This window comes from Cohnella boryungensis, assembly GCF_042651945.1.
In the GTDB taxonomy this organism is placed as follows: Bacteria; Bacillota; Bacilli; order Paenibacillales; family Paenibacillaceae; genus Cohnella; species Cohnella boryungensis.
On sequence record NZ_JBHSED010000058.1, the window covers coordinates 434,816 to 452,534 of the forward strand.

The 17,719-nt window shown below is 51.6% G+C and carries 15 protein-coding genes; 8 read left to right on the forward strand and 7 right to left on the reverse strand.

Annotated features, from left to right (window positions below; all coding sequences use genetic code 11):
* The first annotated feature begins 78 nt into the window (after positions 1 to 78).
* The 3 genes from ACFO1S_RS23535 to ACFO1S_RS23545 all read left to right on the forward strand — a co-directional run bounded on the left by ACFO1S_RS23535 (position 79) and on the right by ACFO1S_RS23545 (position 4,261).
* Complete coding sequence (locus tag ACFO1S_RS23535) at positions 79 to 1,311, forward strand: sensor histidine kinase (protein ID WP_204605093.1); 1,233 nt, start codon at positions 79 to 81, stop codon at positions 1,309 to 1,311.
* Entirely contained in the window at positions 1,308 to 1,961 is a 654-nt protein-coding gene (locus tag ACFO1S_RS23540) for a response regulator (protein ID WP_204605094.1), read from the forward strand. Before ACFO1S_RS23535 ends, ACFO1S_RS23540 begins: the two co-directional genes overlap by 4 nt.
* Positions 1,962 to 2,074: 113 nt before the next feature.
* Positions 2,075 to 4,261: an MMPL family transporter gene (locus ACFO1S_RS23545; RefSeq protein ID WP_204605118.1), complete on the forward strand. Its 2,187-nt coding sequence runs from the start codon at positions 2,075 to 2,077 to the stop codon at positions 4,259 to 4,261.
* A gap of 529 nt (positions 4,262 to 4,790) precedes the next feature.
* Here ACFO1S_RS23545 and ACFO1S_RS23550 read toward each other — a convergent pair.
* The gene (locus ACFO1S_RS23550; protein WP_204605095.1) at positions 4,791 to 5,360 is read right to left on the reverse strand and encodes a dihydrofolate reductase family protein; all 570 of its coding nucleotides are present in this window, start codon (positions 5,358 to 5,360) and stop codon (positions 4,791 to 4,793) included.
* Positions 5,361 to 5,569: 209 nt separating this feature from the next.
* On the opposite strand from ACFO1S_RS23550, the gene ACFO1S_RS23555 reads away from it, so the two are divergent.
* The 3 genes from ACFO1S_RS23555 (at position 5,570) to ACFO1S_RS23565 (ending at position 8,127) form a co-directional block, all read left to right on the forward strand.
* Positions 5,570 to 6,052, forward strand: coding sequence for a MarR family winged helix-turn-helix transcriptional regulator (locus ACFO1S_RS23555; protein ID WP_204605096.1), 483 nt, complete (start codon positions 5,570 to 5,572; stop codon positions 6,050 to 6,052).
* A gap of 681 nt (positions 6,053 to 6,733) precedes the next feature.
* Positions 6,734 to 7,270 carry a pyridoxamine 5'-phosphate oxidase family protein gene (locus tag ACFO1S_RS23560; RefSeq protein ID WP_204605098.1) on the forward strand — a complete coding sequence of 179 codons (537 nt, stop codon included), beginning with the start codon at positions 6,734 to 6,736 and terminating at the stop codon, positions 7,268 to 7,270.
* A gap of 113 nt (positions 7,271 to 7,383) precedes the next feature.
* Positions 7,384 to 8,127: a YggS family pyridoxal phosphate-dependent enzyme gene (locus ACFO1S_RS23565; RefSeq protein WP_204605099.1), complete on the forward strand. Its 744-nt coding sequence runs from the start codon at positions 7,384 to 7,386 to the stop codon at positions 8,125 to 8,127.
* A 22-nt stretch (positions 8,128 to 8,149) separates the two neighbouring features.
* Here the strand turns inward: ACFO1S_RS23565 and pdxR are convergent, their stop codons facing one another.
* Entirely contained in the window at positions 8,150 to 9,580 is a 1,431-nt protein-coding gene (gene pdxR, locus ACFO1S_RS23570; protein WP_204605100.1) for a MocR-like pyridoxine biosynthesis transcription factor PdxR, read from the reverse strand.
* A gap of 154 nt (positions 9,581 to 9,734) precedes the next feature.
* Here pdxR and ACFO1S_RS23575 point away from each other — a divergent pair, with 154 nt between their 5' ends.
* Both ACFO1S_RS23575 and ACFO1S_RS23580 read left to right on the forward strand, forming a co-directional pair.
* Positions 9,735 to 10,979 carry a serine hydroxymethyltransferase gene (locus ACFO1S_RS23575; protein WP_204605101.1) on the forward strand — a complete coding sequence of 415 codons (1,245 nt, stop codon included), beginning with the start codon at positions 9,735 to 9,737 and terminating at the stop codon, positions 10,977 to 10,979.
* A 132-nt stretch (positions 10,980 to 11,111) separates the two neighbouring features.
* Positions 11,112 to 12,014 carry a helix-turn-helix domain-containing protein gene (locus ACFO1S_RS23580; protein WP_204605102.1) on the forward strand — a complete coding sequence of 301 codons (903 nt, stop codon included), beginning with the start codon at positions 11,112 to 11,114 and terminating at the stop codon, positions 12,012 to 12,014.
* A 19-nt stretch (positions 12,015 to 12,033) separates the two neighbouring features.
* Here the strand turns inward: ACFO1S_RS23580 and ACFO1S_RS23585 are convergent, their stop codons facing one another.
* The 5 genes from ACFO1S_RS23585 to ACFO1S_RS23605 form a co-directional block, all read right to left on the reverse strand.
* Complete coding sequence (locus tag ACFO1S_RS23585) at positions 12,034 to 13,200, reverse strand: trans-sulfuration enzyme family protein (protein ID WP_204605103.1); 1,167 nt, start codon at positions 13,198 to 13,200, stop codon at positions 12,034 to 12,036.
* Positions 13,193 to 14,362, reverse strand: coding sequence for a trans-sulfuration enzyme family protein (locus ACFO1S_RS23590; protein ID WP_204605104.1), 1,170 nt, complete (start codon positions 14,360 to 14,362; stop codon positions 13,193 to 13,195). Before ACFO1S_RS23590 ends, ACFO1S_RS23585 begins: the two co-directional genes overlap by 8 nt.
* Before the next feature lie 20 nt (positions 14,363 to 14,382).
* A complete protein-coding gene (locus ACFO1S_RS23595; protein ID WP_378127680.1) occupies positions 14,383 to 15,216 on the reverse strand; it encodes a carbohydrate ABC transporter permease in 834 nt (277 codons plus the stop codon).
* The gene (locus ACFO1S_RS23600) at positions 15,216 to 16,106 is read right to left on the reverse strand and encodes a carbohydrate ABC transporter permease (protein ID WP_204605106.1); all 891 of its coding nucleotides are present in this window, start codon (positions 16,104 to 16,106) and stop codon (positions 15,216 to 15,218) included. Before ACFO1S_RS23600 ends, ACFO1S_RS23595 begins: the two co-directional genes overlap by 1 nt.
* A gap of 176 nt (positions 16,107 to 16,282) precedes the next feature.
* A complete protein-coding gene (locus tag ACFO1S_RS23605) occupies positions 16,283 to 17,599 on the reverse strand; it encodes an ABC transporter substrate-binding protein (RefSeq protein ID WP_204605107.1) in 1,317 nt (438 codons plus the stop codon).
* Between the last annotated feature and the right edge of the window lie 120 nt (positions 17,600 to 17,719).

Genomic DNA, 17,719 nt, shown 5'->3' on the forward strand with positions numbered 1-17,719 from the left:
TAGCCGTCCTCAATCCTGATTTGTGTGACGGCTTGCCTGAGTGGGGTATAATGAGGACGAACAGGAGCGATGTTGTACATGAAACGTGACGTACGGTCAAGCCCACGCCAGCCTTTCGATGACAACGGAGCCATCTCCGATTCGAGAGTACCGATCCTGATCTGGATCGTCCTGATTTACGGAGCTGCTCTGGCTTTGCAATTGATCGAAGGGGCTTTTCACTGGATCAACTTATTGTTTTTTACGGGATTGATCGTATTGCAAGCATCTTTGTACTGGCATTCTCCGTCCTTGGTCGTTAAGCGGGCGTGGATCTATTTTCTCGTTCAGGGATTACTCGTGTACTCGGCATCCTATCTGGTCCCGACCGGCTCACCGGTGGTGCTGCTCGGTCTTTATCCCGTTCTGATCGGGCAAAGCATAGGCATCTTTAATAAAAGAAGCAGAGTCGTGATCGTTTCGCTTGGCTGTTATTCTCTGATGCTTATCGCGCTTGCCGTCATGGACTGGTCCCGCGATTTTGCTTTGATCATTCCCGTGTTTATTCTGCTGAACGTCATCGTGGTTTCGTATGGCTTGCTGTTTTTCCGGCAGGTTCGCGCCAGGCTTCGTACGCAGAGCTTTCTTCGCGAATTGGAGCAAACCCACCGGAAGGTGGAGGAACTGACGCTCGCGAACGAGCGTCAGCGGATGGCTCGAGATTTGCACGATACACTTGCACAGGGACTCGCGGGCTTGCTGATGCAGCTGGAAGCTGCGGATGCGCATTTGGACAAAGCGAACCTGGAGCGCGCGCAGGATATTATCAAAAGAGCAATGCAAAGCGCAAGAACAACGCTTTCGGATGCCAGACTGGTCATTGACGATTTGCGGCAGAACGGGGGAAACGAAGCGGGAGATGGCGATTTCGTCCGACTTGCTCGCGAAATGGCGGACAAGCTTACCGCCTACAAGTCACTTTCCGTGTCCGTGGAAGCTCCCCGTCTGCTGCCGTTGTCCGGCTTCGTAACGGAACATTGCCTTCACATCGTCGGCGAGTGCATTGCAAATGCCGTCAAGCATGCGGAGGCGAAACGAATCAGCGTAACGATCGAACAAGATCCTCGAACCGACAACCTGCGTCTAGTCGTCCAGGATGACGGAATCGGCTTCAATACCGATACAATCGATCAGCTTTCAGGGCATTACGGTCTTGTTGGTATACGCGAACGTGTCCGGTTGCTGGGCGGAGAAGTGGACATCCGCAGCGGGCCCGGAGAAGGGACGACGATCGAGGTCACGGTCCCAGGCAGGAAAGGAGAGAGCGAATGACGAAACAAATTCTGATTGTCGACGACCATCTGTTGGTAAGAGAAGGTCTGAAGCTTATTATCGAAACAAACGAAGAGTACCGGGTTGCGGGTGAAGCGGAAAATGGGGAAATCGCGCTCCGCCTCGCGGAGCAGCTGCAGCCGGATATCATTTTGCTCGATTTGAACATGCCGGTCATGAACGGCCTCGAAACAATGAAGCGGCTTAAGGAGAAAGCGATCGGCATTCCCGTCATTATTTTGACCACCTACAATGAAGACGATTATATGATGCAGGGTTTGGCCCTGGGAGCGAAAGGTTATCTGCTCAAGGATGCCAGCCGCGAAAAACTGTTTCATACGCTGGCGTCCGCGCTGCGGGGGGAGACGCTGCTGCAGCCGGAAGTGGCTTCGAGGGTGTTCGGCTTTCAGCAGGAGCCGGCGTCTTCGGCGTTCTCCGCAAAGCGCGAACTCCCCGCCTTGTCGGATAAGGAGCAACTCGTATTGCAGGCGGCGGCGCGCGGATATCGGAGCAAAGAGATCGCCTTCGACTTAGGCATATCCGAGCGCACCGTAAAGGCCCATTTAACCAACATTTACAACAAATTTGGCGTTGACTCCCGTTCTCAGGCGGTCGCGATGGCAATCGAGCACGGTATTATTCACCTTTAAAAGCAAGAAATACCCGATCGTACATGAAGGGCATGCCCTTTTGTACGATTTTTTTGTGGGTGCCAGCCGTTAGAATGAAGGACATACTAACCGACAAGGAAGGGATGTCCAACATGGCAAAATGGCTCTATAGCATCGGAGAGCGGGTATATCTCCATAAATTTAAAACATTGATCGCAAGTGTGATGGCGTTGCTCGTTGCCGCCGCCCTGATGCTGGGTCTGGGGGCATCGTTCACCGGAGAATTGTCCATTCCCGGCACGAAATCAGAGCAGGCAATGAAAGTACTGAATGAACAATTCCCTTCACCCGAGAGCTCGGCCAAGGGCAGTATTCAAATGGTGTTCAAGGCTCCGGAAGGGAAGACGTTGGAATCCGAAACTGTCCGGTCCGCTATTCTGGAAACGCTCGAGACGCTCACTCAGGATGTCGCCGTTGATTCGGTCGTAAGTCCCTACGATAATTATTCCTTGAGCGAAAACAAAGAAATCGGATACGCCACGATTGGGTACAAGCTCGAAGCAAGCAAGGTGACAGAGGCATCGCTCGAAAAGGTGAAAGCCGCTGCGGAGCAAGCGCGTGCGGCGGGGCTGCAGGCGGAATATTCGGGCAATACCGGTTCGCCCATTCCGGAAATCGGCGGCGTTTCCGAAGTCGTGGGCATCGTCGTCGCCTTTTTGATTCTGGCCTATACGTTCGGTTCGTTTCTGATGGCTGGACTGCCGATTTTGACTGCCGTCGTCGGCCTCGTGATCGGGATTCTGCTGGTGCTGATCGGCACGAACGTGATGGAAATGACTTCGATCTCGATTACGCTTGCGGTTATGCTCGGACTGGCCGTCGGCATTGATTACGCTCTGTTTATCATCTCCAGGCACAGGCAAAACTTGGCGGATGGCAAAAGCATTCGCCAGTCGATCGCACTTGCGAACGCGACGGCGGGCAGTTCCGTGTTGTTCGCCGGGCTGACAGTCATCATCGCGCTGCTCGGGCTCGCCGTCGTCCGCATTCCATTTCTGACGACGATGGGCATTGCTGCGGCGATTACGGTTGCGGTGGCCATCGCGGTTGCGGTCGTGTTGGTGCCGGCCGTGCTTGCCATCGTCGGAGAGAAGGCGCGGCCGAAGCTTCAGTCCAATGGGGCGGAGAAGAAAAAGCGTGTTCGCTCTTCGAACGCCTGGGGTAAAGTCGTGGTCAAATATCCGTTGCCGATGGCCGTTGCGGCGATTCTGCTGCTGCTATTCATCAGCTTGCCCGCGCTGAAGCTGGAAACCGGCTTGCCGGACAACGGCCTGAAGTCGGAGCAGAAGACAGAAAGACGCGCTTACGATTTGTTGGCCGAAGCGTATGGCCCCGGCTATCACGCTCCGCTTGTCATCGTAGCCAGAGCAAGTGAGGACGCCAACGGCTCCGATTCTTCCGCGACCGTTCGCAACGCGGTGTCGGAACTGGACAAAATCGAAAATGTGGCCAGCGTAAGCGAGCCTGTATTCAACGAGGCCGGAAATACCGCCATCGTCAATCTGCTCCCTGGAACCGGCCCGCATGACAGCCGCACGAAAGAGCTCGTGCAGGATATCCGGGACTACGCGACGTCGGCAGGGAAATCGGGAGCCGTCGAATTGATGGTCACCGGAACGACGGCGGTTAACATCGATATTTCCGACAAGCTGAATGCAGCACTTCCCCAATTCGCGCTTTTGATCGTCGGCCTTGCGATCGTTCTGCTTGGGATCGTGTTCCGGTCTGTCTGGATTCCGATCAAGGCGGTGCTCGGCTATTTGCTGACACTGACCGCAACGCTGGGCTTTATCGTATTCGTCGTCCAGGAAGGCCATCTGGCCAGTCTGTTCGGCATTCCAGAGCCCGGACCGGTTCTTAGCTTCTTGCCTGTGCTGACCGCAGGCATCCTATTCGGCCTGGCCATGGACTACGAAGTGTTCCTTGTCAGCCGGATGAGGGAGGAGTACTCCCGGACCGGCGATGGCCGAACGGCAGTGCTCGCCGGCATGAAGAATAGCGGGGGCGTCGTGACCGCGGCGGGACTGATCATGGTCGTCGTATTCGCCAGCTTTATCTTTGTCGAGGATACGATGATCAAGTCGATGGGGCTCGCGCTTGCCTTCGGCATTCTTGTGAACGCCTTCATCGTACGGATGACGCTCGTCCCGGCTGTCATGGCGCTTATGCCTCGTCTGGCCTGGTATTTCCCGCGCTGGCTGGATCGCATTACGCCGAAAGTCGACGTGGAAGGCGAAACTATCCACCACGAAGCGCACGATGACGAAAGAGTCGCTTAAAATGCTATGGCATTACGGAAAGGCTTGGTCCGCTTTGCCGGTGTCGGGTATTATACTCTTCATGTTCACCTCGTTTTCGGTATACCAATTTCAGGTCTGTGTGGGCTAACCCCCGTGGAGGTCCTCTCGATCGCACCACCTTAATAATGAATGAGCTCTTGAGTTGTCCTTGCGACGATTCAGGAGCTTTTTGCATAATTGGGATTTGCAAAGTGTTGCTCGTGGCCTGTGCCGACGGAATTCTTTGAACTGTAGTCCAGATGATCATAAATTGTTTGTTATCGCGGAGTAATGGCCATGCCCGAGCTACTCCCGAATTTCTTTCAGGCATATCCCATTTGCAAGTAACAAGCTCGCACAACTATGGCGAATAGATGTGGAAACGAATATTTTGTGCTGTTCCTCCCAAAGTCGAAGCAACAGTCCGCCGTAAAAATCAATAAAAACGGCAGCCGCGTTTCTTGGCCGGCTACCGTCGAGTTTATGAGCTATAGTTCCCCGTTAGAGCGGAACACCTTGTACGGCGCGATTATTTCTCCAACTCATAGCGGGTCGCGATAATACCCGACTTGAGCGTTCGGCTGGACAGCAGCTTGAGCCTGATTTTCTCGACGCCGCCGTCGAATGCCGATTTTCCGCCGCCTAGGACGACCGGACAAATCGTCAGTAGGAATTCGTCGATCAGGCCGAGCTCAAGCAGCGTCTTCGCAGCCCCTGGGCTGCCGAAGATGACGAGATTTTTGCCAGGCTGCTCCTTGAGTACTTTGATTTCCTCTGCGATATTGTCCTTGATCAGCATCGCATTGTTCCATTCCGCCTTGTCCATCGTGCCGGAAATGACGATCTTCTTAACATCCTGCAGCCATTTGGCATGCTCCATACTGTGCCTCGACGCATTTGGATCATCCAGCACCGTGGGCCAGTAGCTCTCCATCATCTGATAAGTCGTACGTCCGTATACGGGAGAGCCTACCTCGGCTACGACCTCCTCTGCGTATTTCTCTAATTCCTCGTTGTACGGAATCCAATTCAGTCCTCCGTTCAAATCTGACGCATACCCATCCAGCGACACATGCATGAACAATACGAGTTTTCTCATGTCCTTTTCTCCTCCGATTTCGAATTCATCTTGTTCGATTTTTTGCTGTTGTCCTGTGTTTTATTCTGCTGTTACGTTCACTATAAATCATTACGCTACGTAAGGTTCAAGGGGCTTTCCCCACTATTTTTCGAATTATTATTTGACACGTCAATATTTGATGCATAAAATAATAGCCATAGCCATTCAAGATAGAAAGGGTGCGACAAATGGAACTACCCATCGAAGAAAATCGTGATCGGCTTACATACTGGCTGTTTTTTACGACCAGATGTGTAACGACTACCTATGCGGAAGTGCTGCGTGCTCATTGTGAGGGGCTTGGGAAAACCTATATCGTCACACCGCCGCAATGGGGGGCATTGTCGCTGCTGCTTGCTCAGGACGGCATGGTGATAGGGACTATGAGTCAGATCCGAGGTATCGATGCGTCGGCTGTAACAGGCATAGTCACGCGATTAGAACAAATGGGGTTGGTTGAGCGACGTTTGAATAAACAAGACCGCCGCGTCATCCAAGTTTTCTTAACTGAAGAAGGGCGAGAGATTTCGAAGTCGTTGGCTACGGTGGTGGAACGCTTTGAATTGAACTTGAAGAATGGTTTTACGGATGGAGAGATGGAGCGGTTTTATGCTCACCTTCAGCAAATGATTACAAATGCCGCTGAGATCAGTAAGGAACTTGGACAATAAGAGAGGTGTAGAAAACGTGACCCTTATGACCGTTTTTGAACTTGCAAATCTATTTTTCGCCGGAATGCTGGCCGGCACGAGTTTGTTATCCACCACGGAGTGCGCGGACCCGCCGAAGCATTGGACGATCATGCACAACTGCAGTTGCGTAAAGCACTTGTGCTAAAGCTACGAGTTCTGGCTCCCGCTTTTTTCTTGCCGTCGTTCGTTTTGGGGATTGTCTTGGCATTTTGCAACACCGACACGCCTGGTTTTGTGCTCAGGTGTGTGGCTGTGGCTGCTCTGTTACTCTGGATCATTATTAGAGGCATCGGAACCGTTCCAATCAATAGCGCAACACTTGATTGGGAGATCGGCGCTCCCCCAAAGGATTGGAAGGCTCAAGTGCAGCGAGCGGAGCGTTTCCATATTGCCGGGGTTTGGGCGGCAGTATTGGCTTTCGCTTTGTTCTTGATTACATTAGCGCTCCGGTTAAATGGTTAAATCATCATAAGCCACGATTGTTATAGCGCGAATCCCCCACTTTGGGTTAGTCCTTTCTATCGCAAAGTGGGGGATTTCTTATTATTAGTTAGCTTTGTGTGAAATATGGATTGCTCCATTCCTATGATTATGGACATTTAGTTTCACTCCAATGGCTGATAAGCTTGTTAATACTTTCATACAACAGGAGTGAAAAAAATGGATGGGGTACGCTACAAGATAAGAGAAGTGTTGGACAAGAGCAAGATCGAGACATTTCTGCAGCAAGCTCGAATTGGTCATCTTGGAATGGTCGATGGTAAGCTGCCGTATGTTGTTCCGCTCAATTTTGTTTGGACAAATGGGAAGCTTTATTTCCATGGGGCCACCGGCGGGAGACGAAACCAGGTTATGAGTGCGAATCCGGAGGTCTGTTTTACGGTTTGCGAGGAATATGGAACGATTACGGACCCGGTGCCGGCCAAGACGGATACCGCGTATATGAGCGTAATGATTTTTGGTCAAGCACATCCCATCTCCGATCTGGATGAGGCTACACACATGCTGCAAGAAATGATCAATAAGTATGTGCCTGGTTACTATAATCGGCCGTTGCCCCAGCAGCACGTCGACAAATACCGATCGGCAGTATTCGGAGGGCCGGTACAGGTATACCGAATTGATCCACATCATATCACTGCGAAAGAAAATCCGATTGAAGAAGAGAAAATGTTCCAGCATGGAAAAACCGTTTGAGATGTTTTAATGAATGCTGCCGATCCTTCATGCGGCGGCATTTGCATTTTTCACTATATAAGCATAGTGTTCTTCATCCATGCACATCGCGGAGTAGGAAGAGGGTAGAAAACATGGGACATCTAGTTGAAGAGAATCTCAAAACCGTGAAGCAGCAAATGGAATTGGCTTGCCAAGCCTCCGGGCGCAAGATTGAGGATGTGAAATTGTTGTTGGCGACCAAGACCGTACCGCTTGAAAAATTGCAAATGGCTATGCAGGCCGGCGAGACTCTATTCGGGGAAAACAAAGCGCAAGAGCTTCGGGACAAATTTCCGCTTATGCAGCAATACAATCAGGTGGAATGGCATTTTATCGGACATCTGCAAACGAATAAAGTGAAGGACGTTGTCAAATACGTTACGCTCATTCACTCCGTGGACCGGTTGAAATTGGGGCAGGCGCTGCACCATCAGCTCGTCAAAGAGAACAAGACGATGGACATTCTGGTGCAGATCAACACGTCCTACGAAGAAAGTAAATTCGGGGCTACTCCGGAAACGGCGCTGGAGCTGGTAGAACAGTTATCCCGGTTCGAAACGTTAAACGTGAAAGGCTTAATGACGATCGGAAAACTGAATGCGACAAACAACGAGACTCGGCACTGCTTCCGCTTATTAAAAAGCATCCAAACGCAAATCAGGGAGAAAAGCTTTCCGCGCGTAGACATGGATATCCTCTCGATGGGCATGTCCGGTGATTTCAAGGTGGCCATCGAAGAAGGAGCTACCCTCATCCGCGTAGGGACAAGCGTATTCGGCCAACGTTACTTGCCGGACAGCTATTACTGGAACGAAAGCGCGCGCCGGGACGATTAGGAGAGGCAGGAGAATGCTTGTCTTATAGAAGCATCCTCGCCAGACGATAAATGCCTTCTTCGATGGCTGCCTCATCTACTTTAGCAAAGCCCAGTACCCATCCTTTTCGATCGCTTTCCAAACAATACTTGCTAAGCGGGTACACCCGGATGCCTTCTTCGAGGGCCAGATTCGTTACTGCTTCTTCGTCAAACGATTGATCAGCCTCAAGAAGCATATGCAACCCCGTCTCTATGCCGCTCAGAGTGAAACGTTCGCTCAAACCTGTCGCGATGATGGCCTTCGTCATGGCTTCGTGTCTGCGCCGATATACATTTCGAACTCTTCTCATATGGCGCATGAAATGACCATGCTCGATAAAATGGGCAAGCGTTAACTGCTCCATTATCGGAAGATGACGATAGGTCAACTCTTGGACTTGGGCAAGCCGACGAATGGCCTCTTTGGGTCCGATGATTGCCGATATCCGAATGCCGGGAGCGACCATTTTGGAAAAGCTCATCATATACAGCGTGTTCTGAGGCCGCTGGCTGAACAGGGTTGGAAGCGGGTCGCCGCGATATCGAAATTCGCTGTCGTAATCATCCTCGACAATCCAGAATCGATGCTCGGCCGCCATGTGCAACAATTGTTGCCTGCGGGGTTCCGACATAATCACGCCAACTGCACACTGGTGCGACGGCGTAACGAACACAAGCTTGGATTGAGGGTGAATGCGGTCTGCGCATAGCCCGTATTCGTCCACCGCAACGGGTGCAACATGCATACGCCGATACCTCATCGCCATCCAGGCCGCAGGGAAGCCGGGATCTTCAACCGAAACCGTATCACCTTCATGTATAAGGGCTTGAGCAATCAAATCGATGCTATGCTGTGCGCCTGAGGTTAATAGGATTTGATCGATACTCACGTGAACGCCTCGTTCAAGCGACAAATAACGTTGGATCTGTTCCCGCAGCTTCGGGAATCCATAGGGGTCGCCGTATGCCCAATTATCCAGCTCTGTTTCTGCGGAAGCCTGTAAAAATGATTGTCTCCAGTTTTTTTGAAAATGCTCGTCCAAATAGGGTTCATGGGGACTGAAATCGATCTCTACCTTTCGATGCTTCTTGTCTCCGAACCAACTGTGCAAATGACCGATTGCGGCGTTTAATAAGGGCAATTCGGGAGGAACGGGGCCTTCTGTCGCAGCCTCCTCTGAAGGGCGAGTCGCATAGGCCCATTCGCTAACTCTTGTTCCGCCGCGACGGGAGGTTACGGTGTACCCGCGGCTGAATAACTCCTCGTAAACAATCTGTATGGTTGAACGGGAAACGCCAATCAGCAGGGCGAGCTCACGGGAGGGGAGCAACAATTCGCCAGACGGCCATTTTCCGGTTGTAATATTATGGATCGCTTGGTCTAGAAGCTGTTGCCAGATGGGACGCTCGTCATCCCGGTTTACTTTGAGCATATATTCACCTCTAGTGTTTTTCTGTCGATATTATGGATTGCTAAAGTACATGGTTTATGGATGTTCAATAACAATCCATTGGTTGATATACTATCACGACAATAGTTTCATTTGCAACACGACAGACAAGGTGCATATAGAAAGGAAGACGTTCATGAAAGATTTGGAGCAACAAGACACGGCAGTGGCCGGCGCTATACGGCAAGAGCTTGCACGGCAGCGGGATAAAATAGAACTGATTGCATCGGAGAATTTTGTAAGCCGGGCTGTCATGGAAGCCACCGGGACGGTACTGACCAACAAATACGCTGAAGGGTATCCGGGAAGAAGATATTATGGCGGATGCGAGCATGTCGATCGGATCGAGGAGCTAGCCATTCACCGTGTCAAGGAGCTTTTTGGCGCCGAACATGCCAATGTGCAGCCCCATTCCGGCGCTCAGGCGAATATGGCGGTTTATTTTGCTTCAGTCCAGCCTGGCGACACGATTCTGGGCATGAATCTATCCCATGGCGGTCATCTGACGCACGGGAGTCTGGTGAATTTCTCCGGAAGATTTTACAATTTTGTTCCTTACGGTGTCGATGAACAAACGGGGCGCATTGACTTCGACCAAGTGCGCAAGCTCGCTCATAAGCATCTTCCGCGCCTGATCGTGGCTGGCGCCAGCGCCTATCCGCGTACGATCGAATTTGAGTTGTTCGCCCAAATTGCGGCCGAGGTCGGGGCTCTCTTCTTTGTGGATATGGCACATATTGCGGGAATTGTCGCGGCAGGTTTGCACCCGAACCCGGTGCCGAACGCACACTTTGTTACGACGACAACGCATAAAACGTTGCGGGGACCCAGAGGCGGCGTCATCATGTGCCGTAAATCGTGGGCGCAAGCCATTGATAAAGCGATATTCCCCGGATCGCAGGGCGGCCCGCTGATACATGTCATCGCGGGAAAAGCGGTTGCGCTAGGCGAAGCCTTGCAATCGGACTTCAAGACGTATATGGAACAAGTTCTTGTAAACGCCAACGTATTGGCGGAGGCCTTAATGCAAGAAGGGTTAACCGTTGTATCGGGAGGAACGGATAATCATATTGTATTGGTGGATTTGCGCACGATCGGACTTACGGGTAAAGAGGCTGAAGCCATACTGGATGAAGTGGGGATTACGGCTAATAAAAACGCCATTCCTCATGATAGGGCAAGCCCGCTGGTAACGAGCGGCATTCGCTTCGGGACCCCTGCTATGACATCTAGAGGATTAGGGCCCAAGGAAATGACAGAAATTGCCCAGCTTATTGGACGTGCCCTCAAAAATCCCAAGAGCTCTGCAATTAAAGATCAGGTATTAGGAAGCGTGCGGGAAATGACGTCTCAATTTCCTTTATATGAAGGACTTCAATAGCAAAGATGGCGGCTAATTGACGATCTCCACATTTCAGTGACATAATGTTCAATTGAATTAACTAATGAATTCAATCGAATACAAAGACTGTTGCGTGGCATTATATAGCCATTGCACTTGCAGGAGATCGGTATGAACAACCCTAGAACTTACTTGGACAATATATATCCCTACGTCTTGTTTGCCCAGAGGTACAGCTTTGCGCCGGGACAGAATAGCGGTCAGCGAATTTGTTATGCAAGCACGGTCGTGCTCATCGAGGAGGGCTTCGGCAAGCTTCACATGAACAACCAGGTTTACGAGGCGAAGAAAGGGGTCATCATCTATATCCCGCCGGGAAAATGGCACGGCTGGGAGGCCTCCCGAACAGAGCCGATGATCCACCGCTGCGCCTATTTCGATTGGCAGCATACGGACCGGATCGGGTTTACGCATCAGAACGACTATTTCTGCTACTCCAAAAGCGAGCTCAAGGAACAATATTACGGTCCCCAGATTCATGCGAACGTTCTCATTCAAGAATACAGCGTGGTGAAGAATATCAATGCGTGGCTTCAGCGCTTCGACTTCTTCACTTCCTCGCCCGAGCTGCTCGATGAAAGCTACTTCCCGGCATCTCTGGAGATTCGCGGTTATTTCCAATTGTTTTTGCACCATTTTATCAAATATATGATGGAGCCGGCCTCCGTCATGGATCCGAGGGTGAAAAAATCGATCGAATGGATGAACGAGGTTTCCACCGCCGGGTCCTTTGACGAAGTCGATCGCCTTATTGAAACCTGCGCGGACAAAATCGGGCTGAGCTGCAGCCATTTCCACGCCTTGTTCAAAGAGCAGACCGGGTTCTCGCCGAAAGCTTATTGGAACAACAATCTTCTTCTGCGCGCCAAGGTCGACTTGAAGTATTCGAGCTTGACCATCACGGAAATCGCCGTGAAATACGGGTTTTCATCGATTCATTACTTCTCCAAGATGTTTCGAAAAAAAATGGGCTGTACGCCGAGCGAATATCGCAGCCGCAACCGGATCTACTAACGATGCCGGTCGGCCGCGATTAAACGCGCTTCAACGCTTGAAGCATATCTTCGCACAGATCCTCCGCATCTTCGAGTCCGACGGACACCCGAACGAGAGTGTCCGCCACATCCACCTCTTGACCGTCCAATACGTAAGGGATCGGTTCCTCGAGAATCGCTACGGGAAGCGCAAGGCTTTCGAAGCCGCCCCAGCTGACTCCGATTTGGAAAATGCGCAGGCTGTCGACGAATGCTTTCGTTCCCGCCAGATCGGTGTTCAGAATGAAGCTGAACAAGCCGGAATAACCCTTGAACAACGAGCTTGCAAGCGAATGCTGCGGATGGCTTTCCAGACCGGGGTGAATCACCTTGCGAACCTTGGGCTGATCCTCGAGAAAACGGGCAAGCTGCAGCGTAGATTGCTGATGCTGCTCCATCCGGATCTCCAGCGTGCGCAGCCCGCGCAGAACGAGGAGCGCCTCGAACGGAGACATTCTCCCTCCGAACAGGGCAGCTTCGTCGTGCTTGATTTTTTTTAATCTGTCTGCGCTGCCGATCACGACGCCGCCTACGACGTCGCTGTGGCCCGAAATGTATTTGGAGAGCGAATGCGCCACCAAATCGATTCCGATGTCGAGCGGATTAAAGAAGACCGGCGTTGCCCAAGTGTTATCCATAATCGTTACGATGCCTTTTTCTATGGCGAGAGACGTAATGGCCCGCAGGTCCTGAATCTCGAACAGAAAGCTGGAGGGCGACTCCAGGAGAAACAGTCTAGTGTTCGGGCGAATGGCCGCGCGCCAGCCGGACTCGTCGACGGCATCCAGGAATGTAGCTTCAACGCCGAATCTCTTCAAATATTTGCCCAGAATATCGCGAGTAGGCTGATAGGCGCTGTTCGAGCAAACGACGTGGTCGCCTGCGGATAACACGCTCATGATCGCTGCGGAAATCGCCGCCATCCCCGAGCCGAAGCACTTGGCATCCTCGCCGTTCTCGAGCTGCGCCAGCTTGGACTCAAGCAGATTAACCGTAGGGTTGTTCCCGCGAGAATAGAAATACGATTTAGGATTATAGCGATCATGCTTCATGGCATCAAAGCTCGGTTTGACAAACAAGGAGTTCTGAAACAAGGCAGGCGCCGCCGACCCGTGAAGCGGTTCTTCGAATCTCTCGTCCAGTAGAATTTCCGTCCATTTATTCAAGATGATCGCCCCCTTTCCCGGTCAAAGCATGATCCAATGCTCGAAGCAAATCGATCTTCAGGTCTTCCGTATCCTCAAGTCCGATGGATAGCCTAACAAGCATCTCGCCCGCATCGTTCAGCGAATCGGGGCCAAGAGGGGTTACGGTGCTATTATAGCCGCCCCAACCGCCCCCGATCCGGAACAGGCGCAATGCGTTGACGAACCGTTTGACATGCGCCTCGGTGCCTTTAAGGGCAACGGACATCACGCCGGAAAATCCGCGCAAATAACGGTCAGCCAGCTCTTGCTGGCCATAATCGGGAGATCCGGGGTAGTAGACCTCCTCGACAGCGGGATGGTCCTGCAGCATACGGGCAATTTGTAAGGAAGACTGCTGGTATCTTCGCATTCTCACGGCTAGCGTTCGTAATCCTCGCAGCATAAACCAGGCCTGGACAGGGGAGAGTACGGCGCCATGCACATCCGCCCCCTTCTCCTTGATCTGCTTCACCTTGTCCATCGAACCGATGACGGCCCCGCCCTCCATATCGCTATGACCGCTCAAGTATTCCACGGAGGAATGGATGACAAGATCGATGCCATGATCGAGCGGATTTTGGAACAAAGGCGTTGCCCAGGTATTATCGATCGCCGTTATAATCCCTCTGGATTGTGCAATCCCGGCAATGGCTCGCAAGTCCCGCATACTGAATAGACTTGGCGACGGCGATTCCAGGTAGATCAGCGCCGTGTTTTCCTTCAACGCCTGTTCGATGTCCGCTTCGCGACTTCCGTCCACAAAGGTGACCTCTACGCCGAATCGAGGCAAGTATTCACGAAATAAGGGACGCGCCAAGGGAGAGACGTTCTGCATGCATAGGACATGATCCCCCGATTTCACGAAAGCGAGGATCGTACCGGCTATGGCCGCAGGCCCGGAGGCGAAGCAGCGGCAGCTTTCTCCGTTTTCGAGAACGGCCAGCTTCTGCTCCAGAATCTCAACAGTCGGATTGTCCGGCTGTCCGATCCGCAAGCGATCGTTCTTGCCGCCGCGCTCCGCCCACTCTTCATAGCTTCTCGCCGTGAAATAAGAAGAGGCCAGAATCGGAGGGACTACCGCGTCGCCGTTTTCATGAGGAAATTCAAACTGATGCAGCAGTTTTGTAATAGGATTCATCATAGGATCGCTTACCTTTCCAACTATTTGACAGCTCCGGCAGTCAAACCGCTGATCAAATATTTTTGAATGAGAATGAATAACAGGATGCTTGGCAGGATGGCAATGATCGTACCGGCGCTTAACAGGCTCCAGTTGACTTCGAATTGGGATACGAATATGCCGATTCCGGCCGGAATCGTCTTCATCGTCTCCGTGCTGATGAACATCAGGCTTAGGAAAAACTCGTTCCAGGAAGAAATGAAGGCAAAGGCGAAGGTAGCGACGACTCCCGGCAGCATGACGGGAACCAGAATACGGAACAGGGCGCCGAACTGAGAGCATCCATCAATTAAGGCCGCTTCTTCCAGCGCTTCCGGCGTGCGGTCGAAGAACCCTTTAATCATGATCGTGCAGAAAGGAATGTTAATGATGGAGTAGCACAGAATCAGCGCGTACAGCGTATTGAGCATATCCAGCTTGGAAAAGACGATGAACAGCGGGATAATCATGACCACGACAGGAAACATCTGCGTAATCAGGAAGAGCATCAATGTCATCTGTCTGCCTCTGAATTTGAAACGCGACAGGCTGAACCCGGCCAATAGAGACAGGAACAGGGTAATGGTGCCGCTTATGATCGCGACGATGAAGCTGTTCTTGAAGAAGGTAAGAAATGCCGAATCCGTGACCACGGACACGTAATTGTCGAAGGTCGGATGCGAGGTCCAATACTCCAGAGGGAGCTTGACCGCGTCTTCGGCAGGCTTGATGGAGGTGAGAAACATCCAGTAGATCGGAAACAACGTAAAGACAAGAAAGAAGGCCAGCAGACAGAAACGCACGATCTTCATCATTGGTGCAGCTAGTAGACTCATCAAAAATCACCGGATTTCTCGAATTTTGTGATAAGCAGGTACGTGACCGTAAACACGATCAGGAAAGCGACCGTAATCGCGGCGACTGCCGACGCCAGGCCGAAATCAAGGGAAATGAACGCCTTCTCGAACAAATAGGTCGGCAGAATGTGCGAGGAATTCGCCGGTCCGCCCGCCGTCATGATATAGATCAAATCGCCTGAATTGAACATCCAAATGATACGGAGCAGTACGGTCAGTATTAGTGTCGGCTTTATATAGGGAACAGTGATGCTCCAGAATTGTCTTAGCTTATGGGCGCCGTCGAGATCCGCGGCTTCATAGAGATCCGCAGGAATGGACTGGAGCGAGGCCAGTATCATAATCGCAAAGAACGGCAGGCCGTACCAGACGGAGGCGACGACAGCGGTATACAGGGACGTGTCGGGACTGGACAGGAAGGGATACGCTTGATCGAGAATTCCCAGCTTCATCAGCAAATCGTTGATGACTCCCCATTGGGCGTTGAACATCCATTTGAACATAATCGCGATCAGAAATCCGGCGACCGCCCAAGGAATGAACACGATCGACTGATAGACGGATTTCCCTGGAAAGCGCTTCACAAGCAGCATCGCGAGCAGAAATCCAAGAAGGAATTGAATGAATACCGACAAGACGACATAGATCAAGGTGTTCTTGATAATCTTGGGGAACATGGGATCGCTGAACAGCTTCAGGTAATTTGCGATTCCGTTATATGTCGCATCGGGAGATCTCGACACATTATAATCCATGAAGGAATTATAGACGGACGAGATGATGGGATACGCATAGATGAACAAAATGCCAATTAGCGCCGGCAGCAAATAATAGAACGGAACGAGCCGTTTGCGCCACTCTCGTTGCATGGAAATTCTCCTTTCATCACACGGCCTGAAAGTCCATTCGAATGTTGAAGAAGGAAGCGCGCCCGGTGCGATAAGCTTGAGGCCGGAGAGACAGCCGTCTTGCCGAACCTTAACGTACCGGGCGCACTTCACCTAGTTTCTATTCATTCGCTATGGACTTGCGGCAGTCTTGCGGGTTACTTTTTATTCCACTTGTCCATCGCTTCATTCAGAAAATCGGCAAGATTTTTGGCGGTCTGTTCCGCCGTTTGCTGCTTCAGAATCAGCTTCTGGACCTCGGAGGTGCTGAATTGGGTAATAAACTCCGACCACTCCGGCAAATAAGTCGGCAGGTTGGCATACTCGATATCGCTGGAGTTCATTTGATCTTTGTAAACCTTAATCGGACCGTCGCTGAATGCGGGATCGTCCTGTATGCTCTTCAGGACAGGGGTGAATCCGCTGAATTTTGTGAACTTTAGGTTAGGCTCCGCAGACATCAAATATTCCAAGAGCTTTGCGGCGGCTTCCTTGTGCTTAGAGGTCGAGGCAATCGCGTAGCCGTTCTGTCCGCTCGTATCGAACTGTTTGCCGCTTGGTCCAAGAGGCAGCATAGCCGTTCCGAAGTTGTCGCCCATCTTCTCCTTGCTGATCGCCACAACCTCGTTGCTTTGGATCAACATGGCCGTTACACCGGTCGTAAAGGCTTCAACGGTTTCCTTATAGCTCCAGTTGAGCGAATCCGCCGGCACTAATTTATCAATGTAAAGGCTTGCATATTTCGAGAGTGCTTCCACCGCTTGCGGGCTATCCAACAGGCTTTTGCCATTCTCGTCGAATAGAGAGTTGACGCCGGTTGCTCCCATCATCCACAGAAGGGCGTGGGTAAAGCCGTAAACGCCGCCGCGGAACGAGTAGCCGTATTGATTGTTGGCCGGATTGGTCAGCGCCTTGGCTGCATTGTAAAAGTCTTCGGTCGTTGCAGGAGGCTGCAGGCCCGCATCCGCGAACATCTTCTTGTTGTAATAAACTGCGATTCCGTAGGTTCCATAGGGAATCCAATACAGCTTGTCGCCATAGCTCTTGCCGAGCGCCATTGCGCTGTCCGTAAAATCGGTGCGGTTCGCGAATTTGTCGACATAGGGCTCCAAATCCTCAAGCGCGTTATTGACGGCCAGCGGACCGATCCAAGAGTTGCTTACCTCGAATACGTCCGGCAGGTTCTTAGCGGTGGCCATCGCGATGAGCTTCTCGCGGGCTTGCTCGACCGGATTGCTCTCGAAATTGACTTTGATATCCGGATTTTTGGCTTGGAAATCGTCAATCAGCTGCTTGAGAACGGCGGTGCGCTCCTTGCTCGGGATACTCTCGGCAAACGTGATCTCTACTTTTTCTTTGCCGCCTGAAGCGGTTGACCCACCTGCTCCTGCTTCTCCATTTTTGTTAGCGGAACAAGCCGATAACAATAACGTTACTGCCATAAAACATGCCATCATCTTTTTTGTTGCGAACATGGACATCCCTCCTGATAGGTTTTGATTGCGCTTTCTTTTAGCAATTATGGTGAAATTCGATACGCTTGTCTTTAGCTTGTTTTACTGCATTTGTACTTTTCTCTGGAACTAACCGACCAC

Bases quoted from the DNA above. Each gene is read 5' to 3' on its own strand.
- ACFO1S_RS23535 (WP_204605093.1), top strand. From the start codon at position 79: ATGAAACGTGACGTACGGTCAAGCCCACGCCAGCCTTTCGATGACAAC.
- ACFO1S_RS23540 (WP_204605094.1), top strand. From the start codon at position 1,308: ATGACGAAACAAATTCTGATTGTCGACGACCATCTGTTGGTAAGAGAA.
- ACFO1S_RS23545 (WP_204605118.1), top strand. From the start codon at position 2,075: ATGGCAAAATGGCTCTATAGCATCGGAGAGCGGGTATATCTCCATAAA.
- ACFO1S_RS23550 (WP_204605095.1), bottom strand. From the start codon at position 5,360: ATGAGAAAACTCGTATTGTTCATGCATGTGTCGCTGGATGGGTATGCG.
- ACFO1S_RS23555 (WP_204605096.1), top strand. From the start codon at position 5,570: ATGGAACTACCCATCGAAGAAAATCGTGATCGGCTTACATACTGGCTG.
- ACFO1S_RS23560 (WP_204605098.1), top strand. From the start codon at position 6,734: ATGGATGGGGTACGCTACAAGATAAGAGAAGTGTTGGACAAGAGCAAG.
- ACFO1S_RS23565 (WP_204605099.1), top strand. From the start codon at position 7,384: ATGGGACATCTAGTTGAAGAGAATCTCAAAACCGTGAAGCAGCAAATG.
- pdxR (WP_204605100.1), bottom strand. From the start codon at position 9,580: ATGCTCAAAGTAAACCGGGATGACGAGCGTCCCATCTGGCAACAGCTT.
- ACFO1S_RS23575 (WP_204605101.1), top strand. From the start codon at position 9,735: ATGAAAGATTTGGAGCAACAAGACACGGCAGTGGCCGGCGCTATACGG.
- ACFO1S_RS23580 (WP_204605102.1), top strand. From the start codon at position 11,112: ATGAACAACCCTAGAACTTACTTGGACAATATATATCCCTACGTCTTG.
- ACFO1S_RS23590 (WP_204605104.1), bottom strand. From the start codon at position 14,362: ATGATGAATCCTATTACAAAACTGCTGCATCAGTTTGAATTTCCTCAT.
- ACFO1S_RS23595 (WP_378127680.1), bottom strand. From the start codon at position 15,216: ATGAGTCTACTAGCTGCACCAATGATGAAGATCGTGCGTTTCTGTCTG.
- ACFO1S_RS23600 (WP_204605106.1), bottom strand. From the start codon at position 16,106: ATGCAACGAGAGTGGCGCAAACGGCTCGTTCCGTTCTATTATTTGCTG.
- ACFO1S_RS23605 (WP_204605107.1), bottom strand. From the start codon at position 17,599: ATGTTCGCAACAAAAAAGATGATGGCATGTTTTATGGCAGTAACGTTA.